Annotated in this window: 20 protein-coding genes and 2 pseudogenes; 6 read left to right on the forward strand and 16 right to left on the reverse strand. The window is 69.9% G+C overall.

The annotated features are described in order from the left end of the window. Positions 1-86 precede the first annotated feature (86 nt). From OH735_RS05935 to OH735_RS05985, 11 genes are all read right to left on the reverse strand, one after another. Positions 87-905 (reverse strand): Pro-rich N-terminal domain-containing protein, encoded by an 819-nt coding sequence (locus OH735_RS05935; RefSeq protein ID WP_406380071.1) that lies wholly within the window; start codon positions 903-905, stop codon positions 87-89. Between the two features lie 351 nt (positions 906-1,256). Then, the gene (aroQ, locus tag OH735_RS05940) at positions 1,257-1,697 is read right to left on the reverse strand and encodes a type II 3-dehydroquinate dehydratase (protein ID WP_266745098.1); all 441 of its coding nucleotides are present in this window, start codon (positions 1,695-1,697) and stop codon (positions 1,257-1,259) included. After that, the gene (gene aroB / locus OH735_RS05945; RefSeq protein ID WP_406380073.1) at positions 1,694-3,340 is read right to left on the reverse strand and encodes a 3-dehydroquinate synthase; all 1,647 of its coding nucleotides are present in this window, start codon (positions 3,338-3,340) and stop codon (positions 1,694-1,696) included. Before aroB ends, aroQ begins: the two co-directional genes overlap by 4 nt. Then, entirely contained in the window at positions 3,337-4,521 is a 1,185-nt protein-coding gene (gene aroC, locus OH735_RS05950; RefSeq protein ID WP_406380075.1) for a chorismate synthase, read from the reverse strand. Before aroC ends, aroB begins: the two co-directional genes overlap by 4 nt. A gap of 147 nt (positions 4,522-4,668) precedes the next feature. Further along, a complete protein-coding gene (locus tag OH735_RS05955; RefSeq protein ID WP_406380077.1) occupies positions 4,669-5,505 on the reverse strand; it encodes a shikimate dehydrogenase in 837 nt (278 codons plus the stop codon). Continuing rightward, positions 5,492-7,219 (reverse strand): endolytic transglycosylase MltG, encoded by a 1,728-nt coding sequence (gene mltG, locus OH735_RS05960; protein WP_406380079.1) that lies wholly within the window; start codon positions 7,217-7,219, stop codon positions 5,492-5,494. The genes OH735_RS05955 and mltG overlap by 14 nt, the downstream gene beginning before the upstream one ends. Before the next feature lie 95 nt (positions 7,220-7,314). Continuing rightward, positions 7,315-7,788 (reverse strand): Holliday junction resolvase RuvX, encoded by a 474-nt coding sequence (gene ruvX, locus OH735_RS05965; protein ID WP_406386429.1) that lies wholly within the window; start codon positions 7,786-7,788, stop codon positions 7,315-7,317. Positions 7,789-7,796: 8 nt separating this feature from the next. Continuing rightward, entirely contained in the window at positions 7,797-10,466 is a 2,670-nt protein-coding gene (alaS, locus tag OH735_RS05970) for an alanine--tRNA ligase (protein WP_406380081.1), read from the reverse strand. Next, complete coding sequence (locus tag OH735_RS05975) at positions 10,466-10,828, reverse strand: DUF6167 family protein (protein ID WP_406380083.1); 363 nt, start codon at positions 10,826-10,828, stop codon at positions 10,466-10,468. The genes alaS and OH735_RS05975 overlap by 1 nt, the downstream gene beginning before the upstream one ends. Before the next feature lie 7 nt (positions 10,829-10,835). Beyond that, complete coding sequence (locus tag OH735_RS05980) at positions 10,836-11,285, reverse strand: DUF948 domain-containing protein (RefSeq protein ID WP_406386430.1); 450 nt, start codon at positions 11,283-11,285, stop codon at positions 10,836-10,838. A 216-nt stretch (positions 11,286-11,501) separates the two neighbouring features. Then, positions 11,502-12,497, reverse strand: coding sequence for an RNA-guided endonuclease TnpB family protein (locus tag OH735_RS05985; RefSeq protein ID WP_406380085.1), 996 nt, complete (start codon positions 12,495-12,497; stop codon positions 11,502-11,504). 419 nt (positions 12,498-12,916) lie between these two features. Here OH735_RS05985 and OH735_RS05990 point away from each other — a divergent pair. Beyond that, a pseudogene (locus tag OH735_RS05990) lies at positions 12,917-13,452 on the forward strand (regulator); the annotation flags it as partial. A 17-nt stretch (positions 13,453-13,469) separates the two neighbouring features. On the opposite strand, the gene rpsD reads toward OH735_RS05990, so the two are convergent. Then, the gene (rpsD, locus tag OH735_RS05995; protein ID WP_030918857.1) at positions 13,470-14,084 is read right to left on the reverse strand and encodes a 30S ribosomal protein S4; all 615 of its coding nucleotides are present in this window, start codon (positions 14,082-14,084) and stop codon (positions 13,470-13,472) included. A 188-nt stretch (positions 14,085-14,272) separates the two neighbouring features. Between rpsD and OH735_RS06000 the strand changes: the two are divergent. Beyond that, positions 14,273-14,571: pseudogene (locus tag OH735_RS06000) on the forward strand (DUF2470 domain-containing protein); the annotation flags it as partial. Here OH735_RS06000 and OH735_RS06005 read toward each other — a convergent pair. Together OH735_RS06005 and OH735_RS06010 are read right to left on the reverse strand one after the other, a co-directional pair. Beyond that, on the reverse strand, positions 14,544-15,926 hold the full coding sequence (locus OH735_RS06005) for a replication-associated recombination protein A (protein ID WP_406380087.1): 1,383 nt from the start codon (positions 15,924-15,926) through the stop codon (positions 14,544-14,546). The pseudogene OH735_RS06000 and the gene OH735_RS06005 sit on opposite strands and share 28 nt — an antisense overlap. Before the next feature lie 69 nt (positions 15,927-15,995). Next, complete coding sequence (locus OH735_RS06010; protein ID WP_406380088.1) at positions 15,996-16,631, reverse strand: vitamin K epoxide reductase family protein; 636 nt, start codon at positions 16,629-16,631, stop codon at positions 15,996-15,998. Positions 16,632-16,779: 148 nt separating this feature from the next. Here OH735_RS06010 and OH735_RS06015 point away from each other — a divergent pair, with 148 nt between their 5' ends. Next, on the forward strand, positions 16,780-17,634 hold the full coding sequence (locus OH735_RS06015; RefSeq protein ID WP_406380090.1) for an ABC transporter ATP-binding protein: 855 nt from the start codon (positions 16,780-16,782) through the stop codon (positions 17,632-17,634). Continuing rightward, positions 17,631-18,476: an ABC transporter permease gene (locus OH735_RS06020; protein WP_406380092.1), complete on the forward strand. Its 846-nt coding sequence runs from the start codon at positions 17,631-17,633 to the stop codon at positions 18,474-18,476. The genes OH735_RS06015 and OH735_RS06020 overlap by 4 nt, the downstream gene beginning before the upstream one ends. Positions 18,477-18,541: 65 nt before the next feature. Here OH735_RS06020 and hisS read toward each other — a convergent pair whose 3' ends face one another. Further along, a complete protein-coding gene (gene hisS, locus OH735_RS06025) occupies positions 18,542-19,804 on the reverse strand; it encodes a histidine--tRNA ligase (protein WP_406380094.1) in 1,263 nt (420 codons plus the stop codon). A gap of 14 nt (positions 19,805-19,818) precedes the next feature. Then, positions 19,819-20,505: an MBL fold metallo-hydrolase gene (locus OH735_RS06030; RefSeq protein ID WP_406380096.1), complete on the reverse strand. Its 687-nt coding sequence runs from the start codon at positions 20,503-20,505 to the stop codon at positions 19,819-19,821. Positions 20,506-20,659: 154 nt separating this feature from the next. Here OH735_RS06030 and OH735_RS06035 point away from each other — a divergent pair, with 154 nt between their 5' ends. Together OH735_RS06035 and OH735_RS06040 are read left to right on the forward strand one after the other, a co-directional pair. After that, entirely contained in the window at positions 20,660-21,448 is a 789-nt protein-coding gene (locus tag OH735_RS06035; RefSeq protein ID WP_406380098.1) for a peptidylprolyl isomerase, read from the forward strand. 195 nt (positions 21,449-21,643) lie between these two features. Continuing rightward, positions 21,644-22,873: a DUF349 domain-containing protein gene (locus OH735_RS06040; RefSeq protein ID WP_406380100.1), complete on the forward strand. Its 1,230-nt coding sequence runs from the start codon at positions 21,644-21,646 to the stop codon at positions 22,871-22,873. Positions 22,874-22,880 lie beyond the last annotated feature (7 nt).

The following is a 22,880-nucleotide window of genomic DNA, read 5'->3' on the forward strand; positions in this document are numbered from 1 at the left end:
GCGGTAGCGCGGGCCTGCTCGGTCAGCGCACCCGACCGGGGCCGCGGCCCGCCCTCACCGGACCGGGAGCGCCGCCCGGTGCGGGTTCACCAGGCCGGTGGGCTGGCTATGGAGCGGGCGAGTATGTCGTCGAGGACGCGGGCGGTGGTCTCCACGTCGTACGTCGAGTTGTCGATGATCGGCAGTCCGGAGCCGTACCACCCGGCCATCCGGCCGTGGATCCGGGCGACCTCCTCGTCCGAGAGGCGGCGGTTCCCGCTGCGGGCGGCATTGCGCTCCAGCACGATCTCCAGGCCGGGCAGCAGGACGACGGGCAGGAGTCCGGGGCCGACATGGCGTTTCCAGCCGCCGAGGCCGACGACCGGCCGGTCCGGGAACACGGCGTCGTCCAGGATGCAGGAGATGCCGTTGGCGAGGAAGTTGCGGGCGGCGAAGCCACAGGTGCGGCGGGCGAGGCGGTACTGGGCCTCGGAGTGGTCGTTCCACCCGGCCTGGGGGTCGGCGAAGCCGGAGCAGACCCATTCACGGACGTCGTCGAGGCTGACGTGGGCCGTGGGAACCCGGCGGCGGCTGGCCCACAGCTTGGCCACGGTGGTCTTGCCGGCGCCCGCGGGACCGATCAGCAGGACGGCGAGGGTCGCGCTGCCGGTGCCGGGCCCGGCGGGTGGCGCGGGCAGCGGGACGGGGCCGCCGGGCGGCAGCTGGACGTGCCCGGTGGTGTCCCTGGAGGGCGGGGCCGGGGCGTGCTGCGGGGCGGATCCGCTCCAGCCCCGGGGTGTCGGGGGCGCGGGAGGGGTGGGCGGCGGCCCCGGCTGTCCGGGGTGCTGGGCCTGGTGCGTCCAGCCGACAGGTCCGCTTCCGGGGCCTTGGGGCGGCGGCAGCGGGGCCCCCACTGCGTGCTGCATCCGGTGCCACTCCGTCTCGTACAGGCAACTGGCGCTGGTGGAACGGCAACCGTACCGTCCCCGGCCGCCACTGAGGGAACGGCCGGGGACGGTCCACGGTGCCCGGTCGGCCAGGGTCTTTCGTTTGGATCAGGCCGGATCTGGGAGCGGCCCGCCGCGGAGCGGCTGATGTCACCGTGGTGCCGTGCATCGCAAGGCGGAGGAAAGAGCCGATGGGGTCTCCCCTGCTCGAGCGGAGCCGAGAGCTCGGGGAAGACTGACGACAACGCGGCGAGGCGCGGTGCCGGGGCACGCGAGCCCGGCATGATCCAAACGAGAGGCCCTGGGTCGGCCGTCCGGTGTACGGGTCCGTCAGTCGGTCAGCTCGTCCGCGAGGGCACGCAGAGCGAGGCGGTACGAGCCGATGCCGAATCCCGCCACGGTCCCCGTGGCGACCGGCGCGACCACGGAGTTGTGGCGGAATTCCTCCCGTGCGTACGGGTTCGAGATGTGCACCTCGATCAGCGGGGCGGTGCGCTGGGCCGCCGCATCCCGCATTCCGTACGAGTAGTGGGTGAAGGCCCCCGGGTTGAGAACGACCGGAATTGAACCGTCCGCGGCCTCGTGGAGCCAGCGGATCAGCTCGCCCTCGTCGTTGGTCTCCCGGACGTCGACGGCGAAGCCGAGCTCCTTGCCGAGCGCCTGGCAGGTCTCGACGAGCCCGGCGTAGGACGTGGCGCCGTACACATCGGGCTCGCGGGAACCGAGCCGGCCGAGGTTCGGCCCGTTGAGGACGAGGACGCGGCGGGTCACGCCGACACCTCCCCGTAGGCGGCGAGCAGCACGGCCGGATCGGGGCCCTCCAGCACGGTGGGCTTGCCCAGGCCGTCGAGGACGATGAAGCGCAGCAGGTCGCCGCGGGACTTCTTGTCGACCTTCATGTTCTCCAGCAGCTTGGGCCACTGGTCGCCGCGGTAGGTGAGCGGGAGTCCGACGGACTCCAGGACGGCGCGGTGCCGGTCGGCGGTGGCGTCGTCGAGGCGTCCGGCCAGCCGGCCCAGCTCGGCGGCGAAGACCATGCCGACCGAGACGGCCGCGCCGTGCCGCCACTTGTAGCGCTCATTCTTCTCGATGGCGTGGGCCAGGGTGTGGCCGTAGTTGAGGATCTCGCGCAGCCCGGATTCCTTGAGGTCGCTGGAGACGACCTCGGCCTTGACCCGGATGGCCCGCTCGATCAGCTCGGCGGTGTGCGGTCCGGTGGGCGTACGGGCGCCCTGCGGGTCCTCCTCGATGAGGTCGAGGATCGCGGGGTCGGCGATGAAGCCGGCCTTGATGATCTCGGCCACGCCGCTGACGTAGTCGTGCACGGGCAGCGAGTCCAGCGCGGCGAGGTCGCACAGGACTCCGGCGGGCGGGTGGAAGGCGCCGACGAGGTTCTTGCCCTCGGCGGTGTTGATGCCGGTCTTGCCGCCGACGGCCGCGTCGACCATGGCGAGCACGGTCGTGGGTACGGCGATCCAGCGCACGCCACGCAGCCAGGTCGCGGCGACGAATCCGGCGACGTCGGTGGTGGCTCCGCCGCCGACGCCGACGATGACGTCGGTGCGGGTGAAGCCGGTCTGCCCGAGCGCCTTCCAGCAGTAGGCCGCGACCTCGACGGTCTTGGCCTCCTCGGCGTTCGGCAGCTGGATCGCGATCACCTCGTAGCCCTGCTCGGCGAGGTCCTGACGGACCGCCTCACCGGTCTCGGCGAGCGCCTCCGGGTGCAGGACGGCGACCCGCTTGGCGCGGTCGCCGATGAGCGTGGGCAGCTCGCCGAGGAGTTGCCTGCCGATCAGCACCTCGTACGGGTCGGTGCCCGCGCTGCCGGCGATCTGGATACGGGTGGGGCCCTGCTCGGTCATACGTGTGTTCTCCCGGCCGGGGGTGACGGGGTCGTCCGTGCGCTCCGGCAGTTCCAGTGCGTCGAGGACCGCCAGGGCGACCTCTTCGGGGGTGCGCTCGTCGGTGGCGACGGTCACCCGGGCCACCTCCGTGTACAGGTGCCGACGGGCGTCCATCAGCTCGCGCCACTGCCGGCGCGGGTTGACGGCGAGCAGCGGGCGGGCGGCGTTCAGTCCGACCCGCTTGACGGCCTCCTCGACGTCCATCGAGAGATAGACGACGCGGTGGTCGGCGAGCAGCGCGCGGGTCGTCGCGTCGAGCACGGCGCCGCCGCCGAGGGAGAGGACGCCCGTGTGCGCGGCGACGGCGGTGTGCACGGCCTGTCGCTCCAGCTCGCGGAAGTGTTCCTCGCCCTCGTCGTAGAAGATCTCGGAGATCGGCTTGCCGGCCGTGGCGACGACGTCCGCGTCGGTGTCCCGGTACGTGGTGCCGAGCCGGTCGGCGAGCAGCTCACCGACCGTGGACTTGCCGACGCCCATCGGCCCGACGAGGACGATCAGCGGGCCGGTCATCGGATCTGCAGGTGGTCGAGGTACGACTGCACGTTGCGACGGGTCTCGGGGACGCTGTCGCCGCCGAACTTCTCCGCGACGGCGTCGGCCAGGACCAGTGCGACCATCGCCTCGGCGACGATCCCGGCGGCCGGCACGGCACAGACATCGGAGCGCTGGTGGTGCGCCTTGGCGGGCTCCCCGGTGACGACGTCGACGGTGGCCAGCGCGCGCGGCACGGTCGCGATGGGCTTCATCGCGGCGCGGACCCGCAGCAGCTCGCCGGTGGTCAGACCGCCCTCGGTGCCGCCGGAACGGCCGGAGGCACGCTTGATGCCGTCCTCGGTGACCAGGATCTCGTCGTGCGCCTTCGAGCCGGGGACCCGGGCCAGGTCGAAGCCGTCGCCGACCTCGACCCCCTTGATGGCCTGGATGCCCATCAGGGCCGCGGCGAGCCGGGCGTCGAGGCGGCGGTCCCAGTGGACGTGCGAGCCGAGGCCGACGGGCACTGAGTACGCCAGCACCTCGACCACGCCGCCGAGAGTGTCGCCGTCCTTGTGGGCCTGGTCGATCTCGGCGACCATTTCCTTGCTCGCGTCGGCGTCCAGGCAGCGCACCGGGTCGGCGTCCAGCCGCTCGACGTCGGCGGGCGTCGGGTAGACGCCGTAGGGCGCCTTGGCCGCGGCCAGTTCGACGACGTGGCTGACGATCTCGATGCCCGCGGTCTCCTTGAGGTACGACCGTGCGACGGCGCCGAGTGCCACCCGGGCCGCCGTCTCCCGGGCGCTGGCGCGCTCCAGGATCGGCCGGGCCTCGTCAAAGCCGTACTTCTGCATCCCGGCGAGGTCGGCGTGGCCGGGACGCGGGCGGGTCAGCGGGGCGTTACGGGCCAGCGCGGCCAGTTCCTCGGGGTCGACCGGGTCGGCCGACATGACCTGCTCCCACTTGGGCCACTCGGTGTTGCCCACCATCACGGCGACCGGGGAGCCCATGGTGAGACCGTGCCGCACCCCGCCGAGGAAGGTGACCTCGTCCTTCTCGAACTTCATCCGCGCACCGCGGCCGTAACCGAGCCGCCGCCGGGCGAGTGCGTCCGCCACCATCTCCGTGGTGATCGGGACACCGGCGGGAAGACCCTCCAGCGTCGCCACCAGTGCGGGGCCGTGCGACTCCCCTGCGGTCAGCCAGCGCAACCTGCTCAACGGTGCTCCTCATGCTCGCGCCTGAAACTGCGACGGCGCGACCGGGTGCGCGGCCCTGGCCCGCCGCCTTCGATCCTCCCACGCCCAGGGGCGTGAACCGGTCGCCGATCCAGCAGACGGACGCCTTCCGTCGCGGGCGCGAGGGGGTCAGCGGGCGGCGAGCGCCGCTTCCCCGGCCTGCCGCATGGCCACGAGCGGAGCGGGCGCACGGCCGGTCATCTGCTCGACCTGGAGGACGGCCTGGTGCACCAAAAGGTCGAGACCTCCGACGACTGTGCCGTTACGAGCCGCCCAGGCGGCCGCGAGACCGGTCGGCCAGGGCTCGTACAGCACGTCGAAGAGCGTGCCCGGCCGGTCCGGCACGGCGCCGGTCAGCGCGTCCGTGGCACCGGCCGGAGTGGTGGCGACGACCAGCGGGGCGTGCAGCGCCTGCCCGGCCTCCGCCCAGTCGGAGATCCGCACGTCGACGCCGAGGCATTCGCCCCAGCCGCGCATCTCCTGGCCCCGTTCCTTGCTGCGGACGTACGCGGTGACCGGTCCCGTACAGATCTCGGACAGTGCGGCAAGCGCCGAGGAAGCGGTCGCCCCGGCACCGAGGACGGCGGCGGAGTCGGTCTTCTCCACGCCGCGTTCGCGCAGCGCGGCGATCATGCCGGGGATGTCGGTGTTGTCGCCGGTCCGTCGGCCGTCCTCGGTGAAAACGACCGTGTTGACGGCCTCCACCGAGGACGCGGTCTCGCTGATGGAGTCCAGCAGCGGGATGATCGCGCGCTTGAGTGGCATGGTCAGCGAGAGCCCGGCCCAGGTGGAGTCGAGCCCCTCCATGAAGGCTGAAAGGCCCGCCTCGTCGACCTCGAACCGGTCGTACGTCCAGTGAGTGAGGCCGAGTTCGGCGTACGCGGCCCGGTGCAGGACCGGGGAGAGCGAGTGGGCGATGGGCGAGCCGAGGACGGCCGCCCGGTGACGCGGGTCAGCCGAGGCCATGCTGTTCCTTGAATTTCTGGTTGAGCTTCTCGTGTTCGGCGGCCGTCTTGGTGAACTGGGTCTTCTTGCCGTCGAGCGAGATGAAGAACATCCACCCGTCGCCGGTGGGATTGAGCGTCGCACGCAGGGCTTCGTCGCCGGGATTACTGATGGGACCGGGCGGCAGGCCGGCGTGGTAGTAGGTGTTGTACGGGTCCGGGTTGGTCCGGATCTCACTCGACCGGATCTTGATCTCGCTCTGATTCTTGAGGTAATTGAATGCGGAGTCGAATTCAAGCTTACGGTTCGTGACCGCGTTGTCCGGCTTCAAGCGGTTGTAGACGACTTCGGCCATCTTGCGGAAGTCGTCGTGCGTGAGGCCCTCCGCCTGGACCAGGCTGGCGACAGTGAGGACCTGCCAAGGACCGTCCAGGTTGTACTTCTTGGCCGTTCCCTCGATGTCTAGCTTGTCGTACTCCTCGTTGGCGCGGGAGACCATCTTCTTCAGGAGGGCCTCCGGCTTGGTTTCCTTGGTGACCGGATAGGCCGCCGGGTAAAGGAATCCTTCCAGCGGGTCCTTGATGTCCTTGCCATTGCTCGCCCAGTCGGGCAGACCGAGGCCGGACGCCTTGGACGTGGCAATTCCCTTGGTCGTTCCTTTTTTGAGACCCAGCTTCTTGTCGACCATCGCGTAGATGGCGACATTGCGATAGCCCTCGGGAATGATCAGAAGATTCTGGCTCTTCGGGTCGAGCATCATCTTCAGGGCCTCGGCCGCGGACATCTTCTCGTGGAGCAGATAGACGCCTGCCTGGATGGACTTGCCCTTGGGGTTGTCGTTCTGCGCGGAGACGAACGCGTCGACGCTCTTGACGACACCCTTCGTCTTCAGGAGGTTGCCGATGTCGGAGCCGAAGGCACCCTTGGGGATCTCCACCTCGACCGACCCCGAGCCACTGCCCGCGTAGTCGGGTGCCGCGCCGAATTTGTCCTGCCAGTACGAGTATCCGAGGTAGCCCACTCCCCCGAGGCCGCTGACCAGGACCACCGAGACGACCAGGCAGGCGCAGCCGCTGCGGTTCTTCTTCTTGCCCTTGCCCCGGCGTTCGTTGCCGCCGCGGCCGCCGCGGCGTGACTCACGCGGGTCGTCGTCGTAGTCGTCGTCCTTGTCGCCCCCGTCGTCCGCGCCCGTGAAGAAGGGGTGGGTCTCCTCCGGCTGGACCTCCGGGTCCCAGTCGGGACTCTGCGCGGGGGGCTGCTCGGCGACGGCCTGCCGGTGGCCCGGGGGCTGCGGCGGCGGGTAGGCCTCCGGCGTGCCGTAGTAGTCGTGTGTCTCGCGGTAACCGGCCTGCCGGCCGCCGTACTGGTCGGCCGACTGGGGGTCGTAGGGCATCCCGGCGGACTGCTGCCCGGAGTCCCAGCCACCGTTGTTGTACTGGGGCTGCTGAGGCTGCTGGGGCTGTTGGGGCTGCTGCTGCGCGTACGGGTCCTGCGGGACTCCGTACGCCGGCTGCTGCTGGTACGGCTGCTGCTGTGCGTACGGATCCTGCTGTGCGTACGGGTCCTGCTGCGGCGGCTGCTGCTGCGCGTAGGGGTCGTGCGGGTAGGGCTGCTGCTGGCCGCCGTACTGGTTCTGGCCGTGGACAGGCTGCTGTCCTCCCCATCCCTGGTCCCCGTACAAGGGGTCCTCGGGATGCCACGGTTCGGAGCCGGGGCCCCGGCCATACTCAGTCATCGATCCCCTTGAGCCGCGAGACGACATTCCGTCTCTTTGCTGTGCGGTGTTTGTTCGAACACCGCCGCATCGCGCGGAACGTTACCGTATCGCGATCAGACAACCACTTCGACGCCTTCGCCCGGGGGTTTACCGGAGGACCGTTCGGACTCCAGAGCGTTCTGAAGGATCACCACAGCGGCAGCCTGATCGATGACGGAACGGCCTTTCTTGGACTTCACGCCCGAGGCGCGCAGTCCTTGACTGGCCGTCACTGTGGTCATCCTCTCGTCCACCAATCGCACCGGAATGGGTGCGACCGAGCGGGCGACCTCCTGGGCGAAGACGCGGATCTTGGCGGCGGCGGGTCCTTCACCGCCGCCGAGGGACCGCGGCAGGCCGATGATGATCTCTATCGGCTCGTACTCCTGGACGATCTGTCCGAGCCGCCGGTGGGCCGCCGGGACATCGCGCCCCGGAACGGTCTCCACCGGCGTCGCGAGGATTCCGTCGGGGTCGCACGAGGCGACCCCGATCCGGGCGTCCCCGACGTCGATCGCGAGCCGACGGCCGCGGCGCATCTGCGTCATCCCCGCCGTCACGCCGTCTCGGTGACGAGGCGTTCGACAGCGGCCACGGCGGCGCCGATGGCCTCGGGGTTCTGGCCGCCGCCCTGGGCGACGTCCGGCTTGCCGCCGCCGCCGCCACCGAGGGTCTTGGCGGCCGTACGGACCAGGTCGCCGGCCTTGAGGCCGCGCTCGCGGGCGGCCTCGTTGGTGGCGATCACGGTCAGCGGGCGGCCGTTGGCAGTGGTGAACAGGGCCACGACGGCCGGGCGACCGCCCTGGATGCGGCCACGGACATCGAGGACGAGCTTGCGCAGGTCGTCGGCCGAGGTGCCGTCGGGCACCTGACCGGTGACCAGGGCGACGCCCCGTACGTCCTTGGCGGAGTCGGCCAGTCCGGCGGCGGCCTGGAGGACCTTCTCCGCACGGAACTTCTCGATCTCCTTCTCGGCGTCCTTCAGCTTGCCGAGCATTGCGGCGATCTTCTCCGGCAGCTCCTCGGAACGGCCCTTGACCAGCTCCTGGAGCTGGGCGACGACCGTGTGCTCCCTGGCGAGGAAGTTGTACGCGTCGACGCCGACGAGGGCCTCGATGCGGCGCACACCGGAGCCGATGGACGATTCGCCGAGCAGCTTCACCAGGCCCAGCTGGGCGGTGTTGTGGACGTGCGTACCGCCGCAGAGTTCCTTGGAGAAGTCGCCGATGGTGACGACCCGGACGCGCTCGCCGTACTTCTCGCCGAACTCGGCGATGGCGCCCTGCTTCTTGGCCTCGTCGATCGACATGACCTCGGCCTGGACGTCGAGTTCGCGGGCGAGAACCTCGTTGATCTTCTGCTCGACGTCGGTGAGGACCGTGCCGGGTACGGCGGCGGGCGAACCGAAGTCGAAGCGGAAGCGGCCCGGCGAGTTCTCCGAACCGGCCTGGGCGGCCGTCGGGCCCAGTGCATCGCGCAGCGCCTGGTGCGTGAGGTGCGTGGCGCTGTGGGCGCGCGCGATGGCACGGCGGCGGGTGGTGTCGATGGCGGCGTAGGCGGTGGAGCCGACCGTCACCTCGCCGACCTGGACCGTGCCCTTGTGGACGGAGACGCCCGGGACCGGCTGCTGGACGTCGCGCACCTGGATGACGGCGCCGGTGTCGAGCCGGATCCGGCCCTGGTCGGCGAGCTGGCCGCCGCCCTCGGCGTAGAACGGCGTGCGGTCGAGGACGACCTCGACCTCGTCGCCCTCGGTGGCGGCGGGCGAGGAGATCCCGTCGACGAGGAGGCCGACGACGGTCGACTCGCCCTCGGTGGAGGTGTAGCCGGTGAACTCCGTGGAGCCGGACTTGTCGGCCACCTCACGGTAGGCGGACAGGTCGGCGTGGCCGGTCTTCTTGGCCTTGGCGTCGGCCTTGGCGCGGTCCCGCTGCTCCTTCATCAGGCGGCGGAAGCCGTCCTCGTCCACGGCGAGGCCCTGTTCGGCGGCCATCTCCAGGGTGAGGTCGATCGGGAAGCCCCAGGTGTCGTGGAGCAGGAATGCCTTGTCGCCGGCGAGGACCTTGCCGCCGGCGGCCTTGGTCTCGGTGACGGCGGTGTCGAGGATGTTGGTGCCGCCCTTGAGGGCCTTGAGGAAGGCGGCCTCCTCGGCGAGGGCGACGGTCTCGATGCGCTTGCGGTCGGTGATCAGCTCCGGGTACTGCTGGCCCATCGACTTGATGACCGTGTCCACGAGCTCGGCGACGACCGGGCCGGTGGCGCCGAGGAGGCGCATGTTGCGGACGGCGCGGCGCATGATGCGGCGCAGAACGTAGCCGCGGCCCTCGTTGCCGGGGGTGACACCGTCGCCGATGAGCATGACGGACGTACGCATGTGGTCGGTGACGACCCGGAGCGAGACGTCGGAGGTGTGGTTCTCGCCGTAGCGCACCCCGGTCAGCTCGGTGGCCTTCTCGATGACGGCCATCGAGGTGTCGATCTCGTACAGGTTCTGCACGTCCTGCAGGATCATCGCGAGGCGCTCGAGGCCTAGGCCGGTGTCGATGTTCTTGGACGGCAGGTCACCGAGGATCGGGAAGTCCTCCTTGCCGTCGCCGGCGCCCCGCTCGTACTGCATGAAGACCAGGTTCCAGATCTCCACGTAGCGCTCGTCGTTGACGGCCGGGCCGCCCTCGACGCCGAACTCGGGGCCGCGGTCGTAGTTGATCTCGGAGCAGGGGCCACAGGGACCGGGGACGCCCATGGACCAGAAGTTGTCCTTCTTGCCCAGACGCTGGATGCGCTCGGCCGGTACGCCGATCTTGTCGCGCCAGATCTGCTCGGCCTCGTCGTCGTCCAGGTAGACCGTGATCCACAGCCGCTCGGGGTCGAGACCGAAGCCGCCGTCCGCCACGGAGCTCGTCAGAGCCTCCCAGGCGTAGCTAATGGCGCCTTCCTTGAAGTAGTCGCCGAAGGAGAAGTTGCCGCACATCTGGAAGAACGTGCCGTGCCGGGTGGTCTTGCCGACCTCCTCGATGTCCGGCGTACGGACGCACTTCTGCACGCTGGTGGCGCGCGGGGCGGGCGGCTTGGCCTCGCCGAGGAAGTACGGCTTGAAGGGGACCATGCCCGCGGGGACCAGGAGCAGAGTCGGGTCGTCCGCGATGAGCGACGCCGAAGGGACGACGGTGTGACCGCGCTCCTCGAAGAAGCTCAGCCAGCGGCGACGAATTTCAGCCGACTCCATCAGTGGTCCTCATTCCGGTTGTACGAGTTGTAGGGGAGCGTGCGGTAGCGGGTGCCTTCGAGCGGCCGGTCCGGTCCGACGGACTCGGCCACCTCGACGGCGAAGTGGCGCCGTACGGGGAGCTCGGGGTCGACGGGTGCCTCCAGGCCCAGCGCCTCGCCCAGTTCGGCCTCTCGCCGGGCCATGGACTCGCGGACGTCGAGAGCGAAGTCCTTGAGCTTGTGTCCGGTCTCGATCGCCTTGTCGGCGGCCTGCGCCGCAAGGCTCTCGGGGGTCAGCTGCTTGAGCTTGCGGTTGACCTTGGTGGTGGCCCAGACACCGGCGGCGGCGCCGGCGGTGAACCAGAACGTACGGCGGAACATCGCTGCGTCAGTCCTTCGATCCGCGGGAGTTTCTGCCGTTGCGCTTCCCGCGGCGCGCGGACGGCACGGTACGGCCGACGATCACCGTGCGACGGGACGGCCGGCGCGCAGGTTCCGGTTCCGGACTGGTCTTGCGGCCGATGGCCTGACGCACCCCGTAACCGAACGCGGCGACCTTGACGAGCGGGCCGCCGAAGGTCGCGGCGACCGTGGTGGAGAGCGCCGAGGCGTTGGAGGTGACTTCCTGGACGTCCGTGGCGATCGCGTCGACCTTGTCGAGCTGGGTCTGCGCGGAGCGCACGGTGGCGGAGGCGTCGGCAAGCAGCGGGACGGCCTGCTCGGTCACGTCCGCCACGAGCTTGGTGGTCGCCCTGAGCGTCTGGGCCAGCCTCACCAGCACGACGGCGAGGAACGAAACCAGGATCGCCCAGAAGACGGCCACCAGGATCCCGGCCACCTCTCCACCGGACACAGTGCACCGCTCTCTAGCTTGTCGCTGTCTCTGTACTGTCTGTCTCTGCTCGGTCCGCCGACCGCTGCCGCGGCAGCCAGTCGTCGTCATCCGAGCCTATCGCGCCGGTGGTCGCGCCTCGTACCGCATTACCGGCGGCAAGGACCGGAGTTGGCACGAGAAGATTGCACGGAGAGCTTCGGGGCCAGTACTCTGCGTGTTTCATGCGACGCCCCCAGCGCCCCTTTCCGTCGCCACCGGAACCCCGGCCCGCTGGGCCTTGTAGCCGATGAACGCGCCGAGTTGCGCGAACGGCCAGGAGTGGAGCGTGGTTCGTTGGGGCTTCCTCAGCCGTGCCCGCTCCCGGATACCGCCCAAGTCTTCGAGGGCGATCCCGCGACCGGTGCGTGCAGCCTCCACCACGATCCGCTTGCTGATCTTATGGTTGATGTCCTTGTTACGACGGGCCTCGCGGCCGGCGTACTTCTTCGCCCGCCGCCTCGCGGACTTCGTGCCCTTCTTCCGCAACTTGGAACGCAGAGCCCGGTCCTTGGCCCGCCTGCGGTTGATCCGGCGCCCGGAGTACCTGGCACCGTCACTGGTGGCAGCAATGTTCACGATCCCGAGATCCACGCCGCTAAACACGGCCGGGTGCCCGTTCAGCTCGGCCTCGGGAATCTCGCAGGTCGCGATCAGATACCACTGCCCGCCCTCACACAGCAGGTCGGACTCACCCTGCCGGTGCCGGGCCAGGACCTCCAACTGTTCTGCCTGTCCGGTGAAGGCCACGTTCTTCATCCGCCCGCCGGTGGTCCAGAGCGACACCGTGCGCGCCTCGTGCCGCCAGGACAACATCCGGTCGTCGTACGGCTGGGCCGCCCGGGGCCGGAAGACGACCGGCTTGGCCGGTGCCCGGTCATGACGCTTCGAGACGCGCTTGCCGTAACGGCCGTTGCGGAGGCTTGCCGCCAGAGTCGTGCAGGCGTCGCAGGTCTTCTTGATCGCGTGCTGGGCGGCCTGTGCCCCGAGCCCCCACCTGGATTTGATCTCCCGGTACGTCAGCCTGCGCAGCGGCAGGTTCTTGCGCACGCCCTTGTCGAAGGCCACCTGTGCAGCCCAGGTCGCAGCCTCGTTGCAGGCGGTCAGGGTCGCCTCAAGCACCGACGCCTGCACGGGCGTCGGCAGCAGCTTGACCCGCACCACCAGCTTCACAACCACGGACCCTAGTGCGCCAATCGCACAAACCAGCCGGGCCCGCACACATTCCGCCCGAACCAGCGACCTATAGTCCACGCGTTCGACTCCGGCGCCCTCCTCCTTGCCCAACTCCACCGGGCAGCGGTGCGGGCACTCCGTGCCCGAAGATGCGACGCTGTGGCGCTCCGCGCCGCCCACCAAGGACGCGATTCCTCCCGGGACCGAAGTCCCGGGGTTCCTCGCGAGGATCCGCTGAAGGATTTCGTCGGGCGGGAGGACGAACTGGCGGATCTCGGCCACCTTCTGAACAAGTCGAGGCTCGTCACCGTGTTCGGGGTGGGCGGAGTGGGCAAGACCCGCAGCGCCCTGGCGCGTCACCAGACGCTCCGTACGGCCATCGGCTGGAGCCATGAACTCTGCGTTCCGGAACAGCGACTGCTCAGATCTGCGAGGACCACGGGGAGCGGTGGGCCCTCTCGTACGCGCTGTACGTACTGGCCTACGCGGCGCTGCAACGGGGCCGGCCCGACCGGGCCCCGGACCTGCTCGGGGAGTCCCTGGCGATCGGCCACGCCTTCCACGATCTGCTCGGCTCGGTGCTCGACCTGGAGCTGCTGGCCCTGGTCACGGCGGTCGAGGGGGACGCGGCGGAGGCAGCCGTGCTGCAGGGGGCGGCCGACCGGATCTGGCCGTCGGTGGGACTGCCGCTGTTCGGTTCGGCTTACTACGGGCTGCCTCGGGCCCGGTGCGAGGAGCTGGCCCGCCGGGAGCTGGGCGACGGCCCGTACGAATCGGGGCTGCGCGCGGGCGGGCGGCTCGATCTGGACGCGGCGCGGTGGCCAGGGCGCTGGCGAACGGGCCCGCGGACCGGCCGCGGACGCCGGGGCGTTCTCCCGGGTCGTCGGCGGGTCCCGGGAGAACACGGCGGCCCGCCGCTTCCCGTACGACGGGAAGGGGCGGGCCGGAGCGCTGGTGAGAGCGGCTACGCCTGGATCAGCGGGCGTAGTACTCGACGACGAGCTGCTCGTCGCAGATCACGGGGATTTCCTTGCGGTTCGGGTCCCGGTCAAGGCGGAAGGCCAGGGCCTTCAGGTTCACCTGCAGGTAGCGCGGGGTCTCGCCGTCGGGGGCGTAACCACCCTCGCGGGCAACCTGGAAGGGGTGCTTGTCGCGGCTGCGCTCGCGGACCATCACGATGTTGTCGGGACGGACACGGAAGGACGGCTTGTCGACCTTGCGGCCGTCGACCTCGATGTGACCGTGCACGACCATCTGGCGGGCCTGGTAGATGGTGCGGGCGATGCCCGAACGCAGAACCAGGGCGTCGAGACGACGCTCGAGCTCGACGACCAGCGCCTCGCCCGTCTTGCCTTCGGCCTTCTTGGCGCGGTCGTAGGCACGCGCCATCTGGCGCTCGCTGATGTCGTACTGGGCACGCAGGCGCTGCTTCTCCAGCAGACGGACCTTGTAGTCCGAGTTCTGCTTGCGGCCACGGCCGTGCTCGCCCGGCGGGTAGGGGCGGGCCTCGAAGTACTTGACGGCCTTCGGCGTCAGCGCGATGCCGAGCGCGCGGCTCTTCTTGACCTTGGGACGCGACTGGTTAGGCACGTTCTCCAGACCTCCGTTGTAGGTTAGGTTAGGCTCACCTTACTTGAGGAGATCGCATGTCTCGCCCGGGGAACACCACACACATCACGGACAGCACTGACAGCGTCGACACCCCTCAGGGTGCCGATACGACGGAGGACCGATCAGATCGTGGTCAGCCGCGTCCCGGCGGGCTTGAAAACACTCGGATGCCGTCAGCAGCCGAGCGCACACGAACTCTCGTACAGAGTACCTGTTCGGCGGTGCTGCTCGTCCCCGGGCCGACGGGACCGACCCGGGCCGGCTGATGCCGTCGACGAGGAGCGTGGGCCCCGACGGGGATCTCTTCCTCGAACTCCCCGCGGATTCCCCGGCCGTACGGGCCGCGACGCACGCCGAGGGCGACGGGCCGACCGCTGTGCTGGAGATCACGGACGTCGCCCCGGTCTCCGTGCCGCACCGCATCCGCGGGCGTCCTCCTCAGTCGGTGGACGGGCTCGCGTCGCCGTCGGAGCCCGAGCGGCCGAGGCGCTCGCGGACCCGCTCCACCACATCCGCGTAACGCGCCTCCGCGCCGTAGCGCGTGGGCTGGTAGTAGTGCTTGTCGCGGACGGCGTCCGGGGCGTACTGCTGGGCGGCGATGCCGCCGGGGACGTCGTGTGGATACACATAGCCCTGGGCGTGGCCCAGCTTGGCCGCGCCCTTGTAGTGGCCATCGCGCAGATGGGCCGGGACGGGGCCGGCGAGCCCCTTCCGTACGTCCTCCTGGGCGGCGAAGATCGCCAGCGTCGCCGCATTGGATTTGGGGGCGAGGGCCAGGGCGATCGTGGCATGGCTCAGGGTGAGCGCCGCCTCCGGGAATCCGATCATGGCGACCGCCTGGGCGGCCGCGACGGCGATGGGCAGTGCCGTGGGGTCGGCGAGTCCGATGTCCTCGCTGGCCGAGATCATCAGCCGGCGGGCGATGAACCGGGGGTCCTCCCCCGCCTCGATCATCCGGGCCAGGTAATGCAGCGCGGCATCGACGTCGGAGCCGCGGATCGACTTGATGAGCGCGCTCGCCACGTCGTAGTGCTGGTCGCCGTCCCGGTCATACTTCACAGCCGCGCGGTCGACCGTTTCCTCCAGGGTCAGGAGGGTGATCTCCTTCTCCTGCTTGGACAGCGCCGCTCCGGCCGCCGCCTCCAGCGCCGTCAGCGCGCGACGGGCGTCGCCGCCCGCGATACGCAGCAGATGTGCCTCGGCGTCCCCCGGCAGCGCCACTGCGCCGCCCAGCCCGCGCTCGTCGGTCAGGGCACGCCGCAGCAGGCCGCGCAGATCGTCGTCGGTGAGCGATTCCAGGGTGAGCAGGAGCGAGCGCGACAGCAGCGGCGAAATGATCGAGAAGTACGGATTCTCGGTGGTCGCGGCGATCAGGGTCACCCAGCGGTTCTCCACGGCGGGGAGCAGGGAGTCCTGCTGGGCCTTGGAGAAGCGGTGGATCTCGTCGAGGAAGAGGACGGTCTCCTTGCCGTAGCCGCCGGTGGCGCGGCGGGCGCCCTCGATGACGGCCCGTACTTCCTTGACACCCGCGGTGATCGCGGAGAGCTCGACGAAGCGCTTGTTGGTGGCCTTGCTGACCACGTACGCGAGAGTCGTCTTCCCGATACCGGGCGGGCCCCAGAGGATCACCGACGAGGGCCCCGCGGGCCCGCCGTTCCCCTCGCCGACGAGGCGGCGCAGCGGCGAGCCCGGCTTGAGCAGATGCTGCTGGCCGACGACCTCGTCGAGGGTGCGGGGGCGCATCCGGACAGCCAGGGGGCTGCTGGAGGGGTCCTTCTCCTGGCGGTCTTCGGCGGCTGCGGTAAAGAGGTCGGGCTCCACGTTTTGAAGCCTATGTCACGGCACCGACATCCCTGCCGGGCCGGTCGCCCGGCGGGAGCCGCAGCCCCGTCAGCTGGTCCAGAAGTTCCACCAGCGGGTCAGGATCAGCATGCCGATGATGCCGACCCACAGGACCGGCGGCACCCAGTGGAACTCCGTCAGTCCGTTGCGCAGCCAGTTCGGCGCGGGCAGGATCCGGTGCTTGATGTTGTGCGTGGTGACGTAGCAGAACATGAAGATCGTGGCGACCCAGGCCAGGCAGCACCACAGGCAGAGCGAGTTGATGTTGTAGAGCGACTGGTACTGGAGCCAGGTGCAGAAGCCGACGCCGAACAGCGTGCCCGCGTTCATCCCCAGCCAGTACCAGCTGCGGAAGCGGGCACCCGCGAGCAGTGCGAGACCGATGCCGATGATCACCGAGTAGGTGACCAGCCCGAGCATCGGGTTCGGGAAGCCGAAGGCGGCCGCCTGCTCGCTCTTCATGATGTTGCCGCATGCGACGACCGGGTTGAGACTGCATCCCGGTGTGAAGTTGGGGTCTTCCAGCAGCTTGAACTTGTCGATCGTGATGACCCAGGCGGCGAGGAGTCCGGCGGCGCCCGTGATCACCAGCAGCAGTGCCAACGCCCGGCTGCCGCCGATGGTCCTCTTCCCGTCGTCCTCGTCCTGGTCGGAGGAGGGGTGGTCTACCGCTGCAGTCGTCATATCGCCGTTCCATCAGTGAGTGGCCTGCTGGGCACGGTCATTGTGCCGCACCGCATCGCGAGTCTTCTGTTCGATGGACATAAAGGTGCACGCGAAACCTCGTGTACGACCGGTACGGAACCCGCCGGTCCGCGAGATCATCCGGACCATGGCTCGTTTTGCGGTTGAGGTGCGCGGACTGCGTAAGCGCTACGGTGAAGTGACCGCGGTCGACGGCCTGGACCTGGGGATCCGGCCGGGCGAGGTGTTCGGAATCCTCGGACCGAACGGGGCCGGGAAGAGCACGACCGTGGAGATTCTGCAGGGTCATCGCAGCCGTGACGGGGGAACCGTGTCGGTGCTCGGCGTGGACCCGGCTTCCGCAGGCCGCCGTTGGCGTTCGCGGGTCGGAGTCGTCTGGCAGGATGAATCCGCGCCCGCCGAGTTGACGGTGCGCGAGACGGTGACGCATTTCGCCCGCTACTACCCGAGGCCGCGCGACTGCGAGGACGTCATCGCGCTGGTGGGTCTGGAACAGAAGGCTGGCGCCCGTATCAAGGAGCTCTCCGGTGGCCAGCGGCGCCGTCTCGACGTGGCGCTCGGTGTGATCGGCTCCCCCGAACTCCTGCTGCTCGACGAGCCGACCACGGGTTTCGACCCGGGGGCCCGGCGGCGGTTCTGGGAGCTGATACGGCTGCTCGCCCGGGAGGGCACGACGATCGTGCTCACCACGCACTATCTGGAGGAGGCCGAGGCCCTGGCCGACCGGCTCGCGGTCGTCTCCGCGGGGAAGGTGGTCGCCGAGGGCGGACCCGCCGCGCTGCGCGAGCGGTTCGGCAACCGTGCCACCGTCGAATGGACGGAGCCAGACGGAACCCCGCGCTCGGAGCGCACGCCGACCCCGACCCGTACCGTCGCCGGACTGATCACCCGCTTCGACGGCGAGATACCCGGTCTGCGGATCACCCGCCCCACGCTGGAGGACGTCTATCTCCGGCTCACCGGACAGGAGCAGGCCCGATGACCGCTGTCACATCCCGGTCGATGCACGAGGACGGGACTGCGGTGCTGCCCGGCGCGTGGGGAATCGGCCTGCGGCGCGGCGCGCTGGAGCTGAAGCAGTTCTTCCGCCAGCGCGATCAGGTGGTCTTCACCTTCGCCTTCCCGATCGTCTTCATGACGCTGTTCGCCTCGATCTTCAGCGACGACGTGGAGGGCGCCGGCATCACCGCCTCGCAGCTGTACGTCGCCGCGATGCTCGCCGCGGGCATCATGTCGACCAGCTTCCAGTCGCTCGGCATCTCCATCGCGATCGAACGGGACGAGAGGGTGCTGCGCCGGCTGCGCGGCACGCCCATGCCCCCGGCGGCCTACTTCCTCGGCAAGGTCTGGCTGGTGCTGGTCACCGGGCTGCTGGAAGCAGCGGTCCTGCTCGTGTTCGGCACCACGCTGTACGACGTCGATCTGCCGACGAGCGCCGTCAAATGGCTGACCTTCGGGTGGATCTTCCTGCTGGGGATCACGGCCTGCGCGCTGCTGGGGATCGCGATCAGCAGTGTGCCGAGGTCGGGGCGGAGCGCGACCTCGGTGGTCGTCCTGCCCTTCCTCGTCCTGCAGTTCATCTCCGGTGTCTACATCCCGGTAATCGGGCTGCCCGACTGGATGCTGACCATCGGCGCGCTGTTCCCGCTGAAGTGGATGTGCCAGGGCTTCCGCGGCGTGTTCCTGCCCGAGTCGGCTGCCGTGATCGAGCAGGCGGGAAGCTGGGAGTTCGGGAAGACCGCGCTGGTGCTGGGGGCCTGGTGCGTCGCCGGTCTCGTGCTGTGCCTGCTGACCTTCCGGTGGAAGGACCGGCGCGACGGCTGAGTCGGCTGCGGCGCCGGTCGCCGGGCGGGCTGGGAATCCATGGCCCGCCCGGCGGCCCGGCGGCGCTACGCCAGGCGCTCGCGGATCGTCCCGGCCACGTCCGCCAGGGGGACCGCCGTCTGCTCGCCGGACTCCATGTCCTTGAGCTGGACGACGCCCTCGGCCAGGTCCCGCTCGCCCGCGACGATCGTGAACCGGGCGCCCGAACGGTTCGCGCTCTTCATCGCGCCCTTGAGGCCGCGGTTTCCGTACGCGAAGTCCGCCGCCACACCCTCGCGGCGCAGCTGCGTGACGATCCCGAAGAGCACCCGCCGGGCCTCCTCGCCGAGCGGTACGGCGAAGACACTGGTGGCCGCGGGCAGTTCGAGCTCGATGCCCTCCGCCTCCAGCGCGAGCACCGTACGGTCCACACCGAGCGCCCAGCCCACCGACGGGAGCGCCGGGCCGCCGATCATCTCGGACAGACCGTCGTAGCGGCCGCCGCCGCCCACCGCGGACTGCGAGCCGAGTCCGTCGTGGACGAACTCGAAGGTGGTGCGGGTGTAGTAGTCGAGGCCGCGGACGAGCTTCTCGTCGTCCTCGTATACCACACCGGCCCCGGAGAGCAGGTCCCGTACCTCCTCGTGGTACGCCTTGCAGGCGTCGCACAGGTAGTCGCGCAGCACCGGAGCGCCGGTGAGCTGCTTCTGCACCTCGGGCCGCTTGTCGTCGAGGACCCGGAGCGGGTTGATCTCGATGCGGCGGCGGGTCTCCTCGTCGAGGTCGAGCTCGCGCAGGAAGCCCTGGAGCGCGTCCCGGTAGACGGGGCGGCACTCCTTGTCGCCCAGCGAGTTGAGCAGGATGCGGAAGTTCCGCAGACCCAGCTTGCGGTAGGCCTGGTCGGCCAGGATGATCAGCTCGGCGTCGAGCGCCGGGTCCTCGGCGCCGATCGCCTCGGCACCGACCTGCGAGAAGTGCCGGTAGCGGCCCTTCTGCGGGCGCTCGTAGCGGTAGTACGAGCCGGAGTACCAGAGCTTCACGGGCAGGTTGCCGAGCTTGTGGAGGTTGGCCTCCAGTGCGGCGCGCAGCACGGACGCGGTGCCCTCGGGGCGCAGCGCCAGCTGGGAGCCGCCCTTGGTGGTGAGGGTGTACATCTCCTTGGTCACGATGTCGGTGGACTCACCGACACCGCGCGAGAAGAGGGCGACGTCCTCGAAGCCGGGCGTCTCGATGTAGCCGTAGCCGGAGTTCTTCAGGGGTGCGGCGATCGCCTCGCGCACCGCGAGGTACTTCGCGGAGTCGGGCGGGGTCAGGTCGTACGTGCCCTTGGGGGCCTTGAAGGTGCTCACGGTTGTTTCTCTCGTCACATTCCTCGTCGGGGCGCGTCCATACCGTGCAGATACGGATTCGAGGCGCGCTCGCGGCCGATGGTCGTCTGGGGGCCGTGGCCGGACAGCACCACGGTCGAGTCGTCGAGCGGCAGGCACACACGGGCCAGCGACTCGAGCAACTCGGCGTGGTCGCCGCCGGGCAGGTCGGTGCGTCCGACGGAGCCGGCGAAGAGCAGGTCGCCCGAGAAGAGGATCTGCGGAACATCCGCGGCCTCGGGCATCCGATACGTCACCGACCCCTTGGTATGGCCGGGCGCATGCGCGACACCGAACTCCAGACCGGCCAGCTTCAGCCGGGCGCCGTCGCTCAGCTCCTTGACGTCGTCCGGCTCGCCCACCGTCAGCTCGCCCATGAGCGGCATCCCGATGGAGCGGCCCAGGGCCTTCTCCGGGTCGCTCAACATGTACCGGTCCTCCGGGTGGATCCAGGCGGGGACGTCGTGCGCGCCGCACACCGGGACGACCGAGGCGACGTGGTCGATGTGGCCGTGGGTCAGCACGACGGCGACGGGCTTCAGCCGATGCTTCTTCAGCGCTTCCTCGACTCCGGATGCGGCCTGATGGCCCGGGTCGATGATCACGCACTCCTCGCCTGCGGCCGGGGCGACCAGGTAACAGTTGGTCCCCCAGGCTCCGGCGGGGAACCCGGCAATGAGCACGATCGTCCTTACTGGTCGTCCGACGATGGATTGCGACTGAGAAGGTCGCGGCAGTTCAGAGCCTACCGGCGCTCCTCATTCCACAGCCAACCCATATACGGTACGGGCAACCCAGGCCCCATCCCCATCACACGACCCACAAGGAGATCACCCGGTGGTCAGCAGCGATCAGCGGCGGCGGCAGCTCGCCAGGGAGAAGTTCGAGCGGCAGCAGCAGCGCCGGGAGGAGGCCCGCCGCCGGACGCGGCGGCTGACGGCCGTCATCGCGTCCGTGGTGGCCGTGGTGGCGGTCGCCGGGGTGGGCGCGTATCTCGCCCTCGACGACGACGGCAAGAAGGACAAGAGCGATGCGGCCGCGAGCCCTTCGGCTTCGCCGTCGCCGTCGCCCAGCGAGAGCAGCGCGCCGGAGCCCGCGATGAAGATCGACAAGACGTCGAAGTACACGATGTCGATCAAGACGAGCCAGGGCGACGTCGCGTTCACGATGGACGCGGCGAAGACCCCGCACACCACGAACTCGTTCAAGTCGCTGGCCGACAAGGGCTTCTTCGACGGAACGAAGTGCCACCGGCTGACCACGCAGGGCATCTTCGTCCTGCAGTGCGGCGACCCCAAGGGCGACGGCACGGGCGGCCCCGGTTACACCATCCCGGACGAGAACCTGACCGCGCTGGGCAAGGCGGGCGCGGACGGCACGGTGACCTACCCGGCGGGCACGGTGGCGATGGCGAACACGGCACAGCCGCACACCGGCGGCAGCCAGTTCTTCCTGGTGTACAAGGACAGCAAACTGCCGCCCACCTACACCCCGTTCGGCACGATGGACGACGCCTCACTGAAGGCCGTCAAGGACATCGGTGCGGCGGGTGTGGCCGGCGGTGCCACCGACGGTGCGCCGAAGAAGGCCGTGGACATCTCGAAGGCCGCTGTCGCGAAGTCGTGACGTGGCCGGACCGGGCCGTCCGGTGGTGACCGGCGAAGCGCGAGCCGGATTATTTTCAGCAGCGCTGAGTGCGGACAGCCGGGCGGCCGGTCGCCTAGATTGGCGTTGTGCAGGGCGGGCGCTGCCCGCCCCAGGAAACTGTGGACGATGCCAGGGGGGCGAACCCTCTCGCAGGCATCAGGTGGAGGAGGCGCTGTGAGCAGCGACCCGTGGGGCCGTGTCGATGAGACAGGCACCGTGTACGTGCGTACAGCCGATGGCGAGCAGGTCGTCGGATCGTGGCAGGCGGGTTCCCCCGAGGAGGCTCTGGCCTACTTCGAGCGCAAGTACGAGGGCATTGTGGTCGAGATCGGCCTCCTCGAACGGCGGGTGAAGACCACCGATCTGTCGGCGAAGGACGCCACGACCGCCATCGAGCATCTGCGCGTGCAGGTGGACGAACATCACGCCGTCGGCGACCTCGACGCGCTCCGTAAGCGGCTCGACGCGCTGGCCGCGACAGTCGAGGCGCGGCGCGAGGAGCGCAAAGCCCAGAAGGCGAAGCAGACCGACGAGGCGAAGCACGCCAAGGAGGCGCTGGTCGCCGATGCCGAGGAGCTGGCGCAGAGCGAGCAGTGGCGCTCCGCGGGCGAGCGGCTGCGCGCGCTCGTCGACACGTGGAAGGGCCTTCCACGGCTCGACCGCAAGTCGGACGACGAGCTGTGGCACCGCTTCTCGCACGCCCGCTCGGCGTTCTCCAAGCGTCGCAAGGCCCATTTCGCCTCGCTGGACGCCCAGCGCGAGGAGGCCCGTAAGGCCAAGGAGAAGCTGGTCGCGGAGGCCGAATCGCTGTCCGGTTCCACGGACTGGGCGGCCACGGCCGCCCGTTACCGGGATCTGATGACGGAGTGGAAGGCGGTCGGCCGCGCCCAGCGCGAGGCCGAGGACGATCTGTGGAACCGTTTCCGCGGTGCTCAGGACGTCTTCTTCGCCGCCCGCAGCGAGGTCTTCGCCGAGCGGGACGCGGAACAGGGCGAGAACCTCAAGCTGAAGGAGGAGCTCGCCGCGGAGGCCGAGAAGCTGGTGCCGGTGAAGGACCTGAAGGCGGCCAGGGCCGCGTTCCGGGGCATCAACGAGCGCTGGGAGGCCATCGGCCATGTGCCGCGTGACGCCCGTCCGAAGGTCGAGGGGCGGATGCACGCGGTGGAGCGGGCCCTTCAGGAGGCCGAGGAGTCGGAGTGGCGCCGGACGAACCCGGAGGCGCGTGCGCGCGCCGCGGGTCTGACGGGTCAGCTGCAGGCGGCCGTGGACAAGCTGCGTACGCAGATCGACACGGCCCGCGCCGCGGGCAACAACGCCCGGGCCGACAAGCTGGCCAAGGAGCTCGAAGGCCGGCAGGCGTTGCTGGACCAGGCGCTGAAGGGCCTGGAGGAGTTCGGCGGCTGAAGCTCCC

The organism is Streptomyces sp. NBC_01618 (assembly GCF_045209435.1).
Lineage (GTDB): Bacteria > Actinomycetota > Actinomycetes > Streptomycetales > Streptomycetaceae > Streptomyces.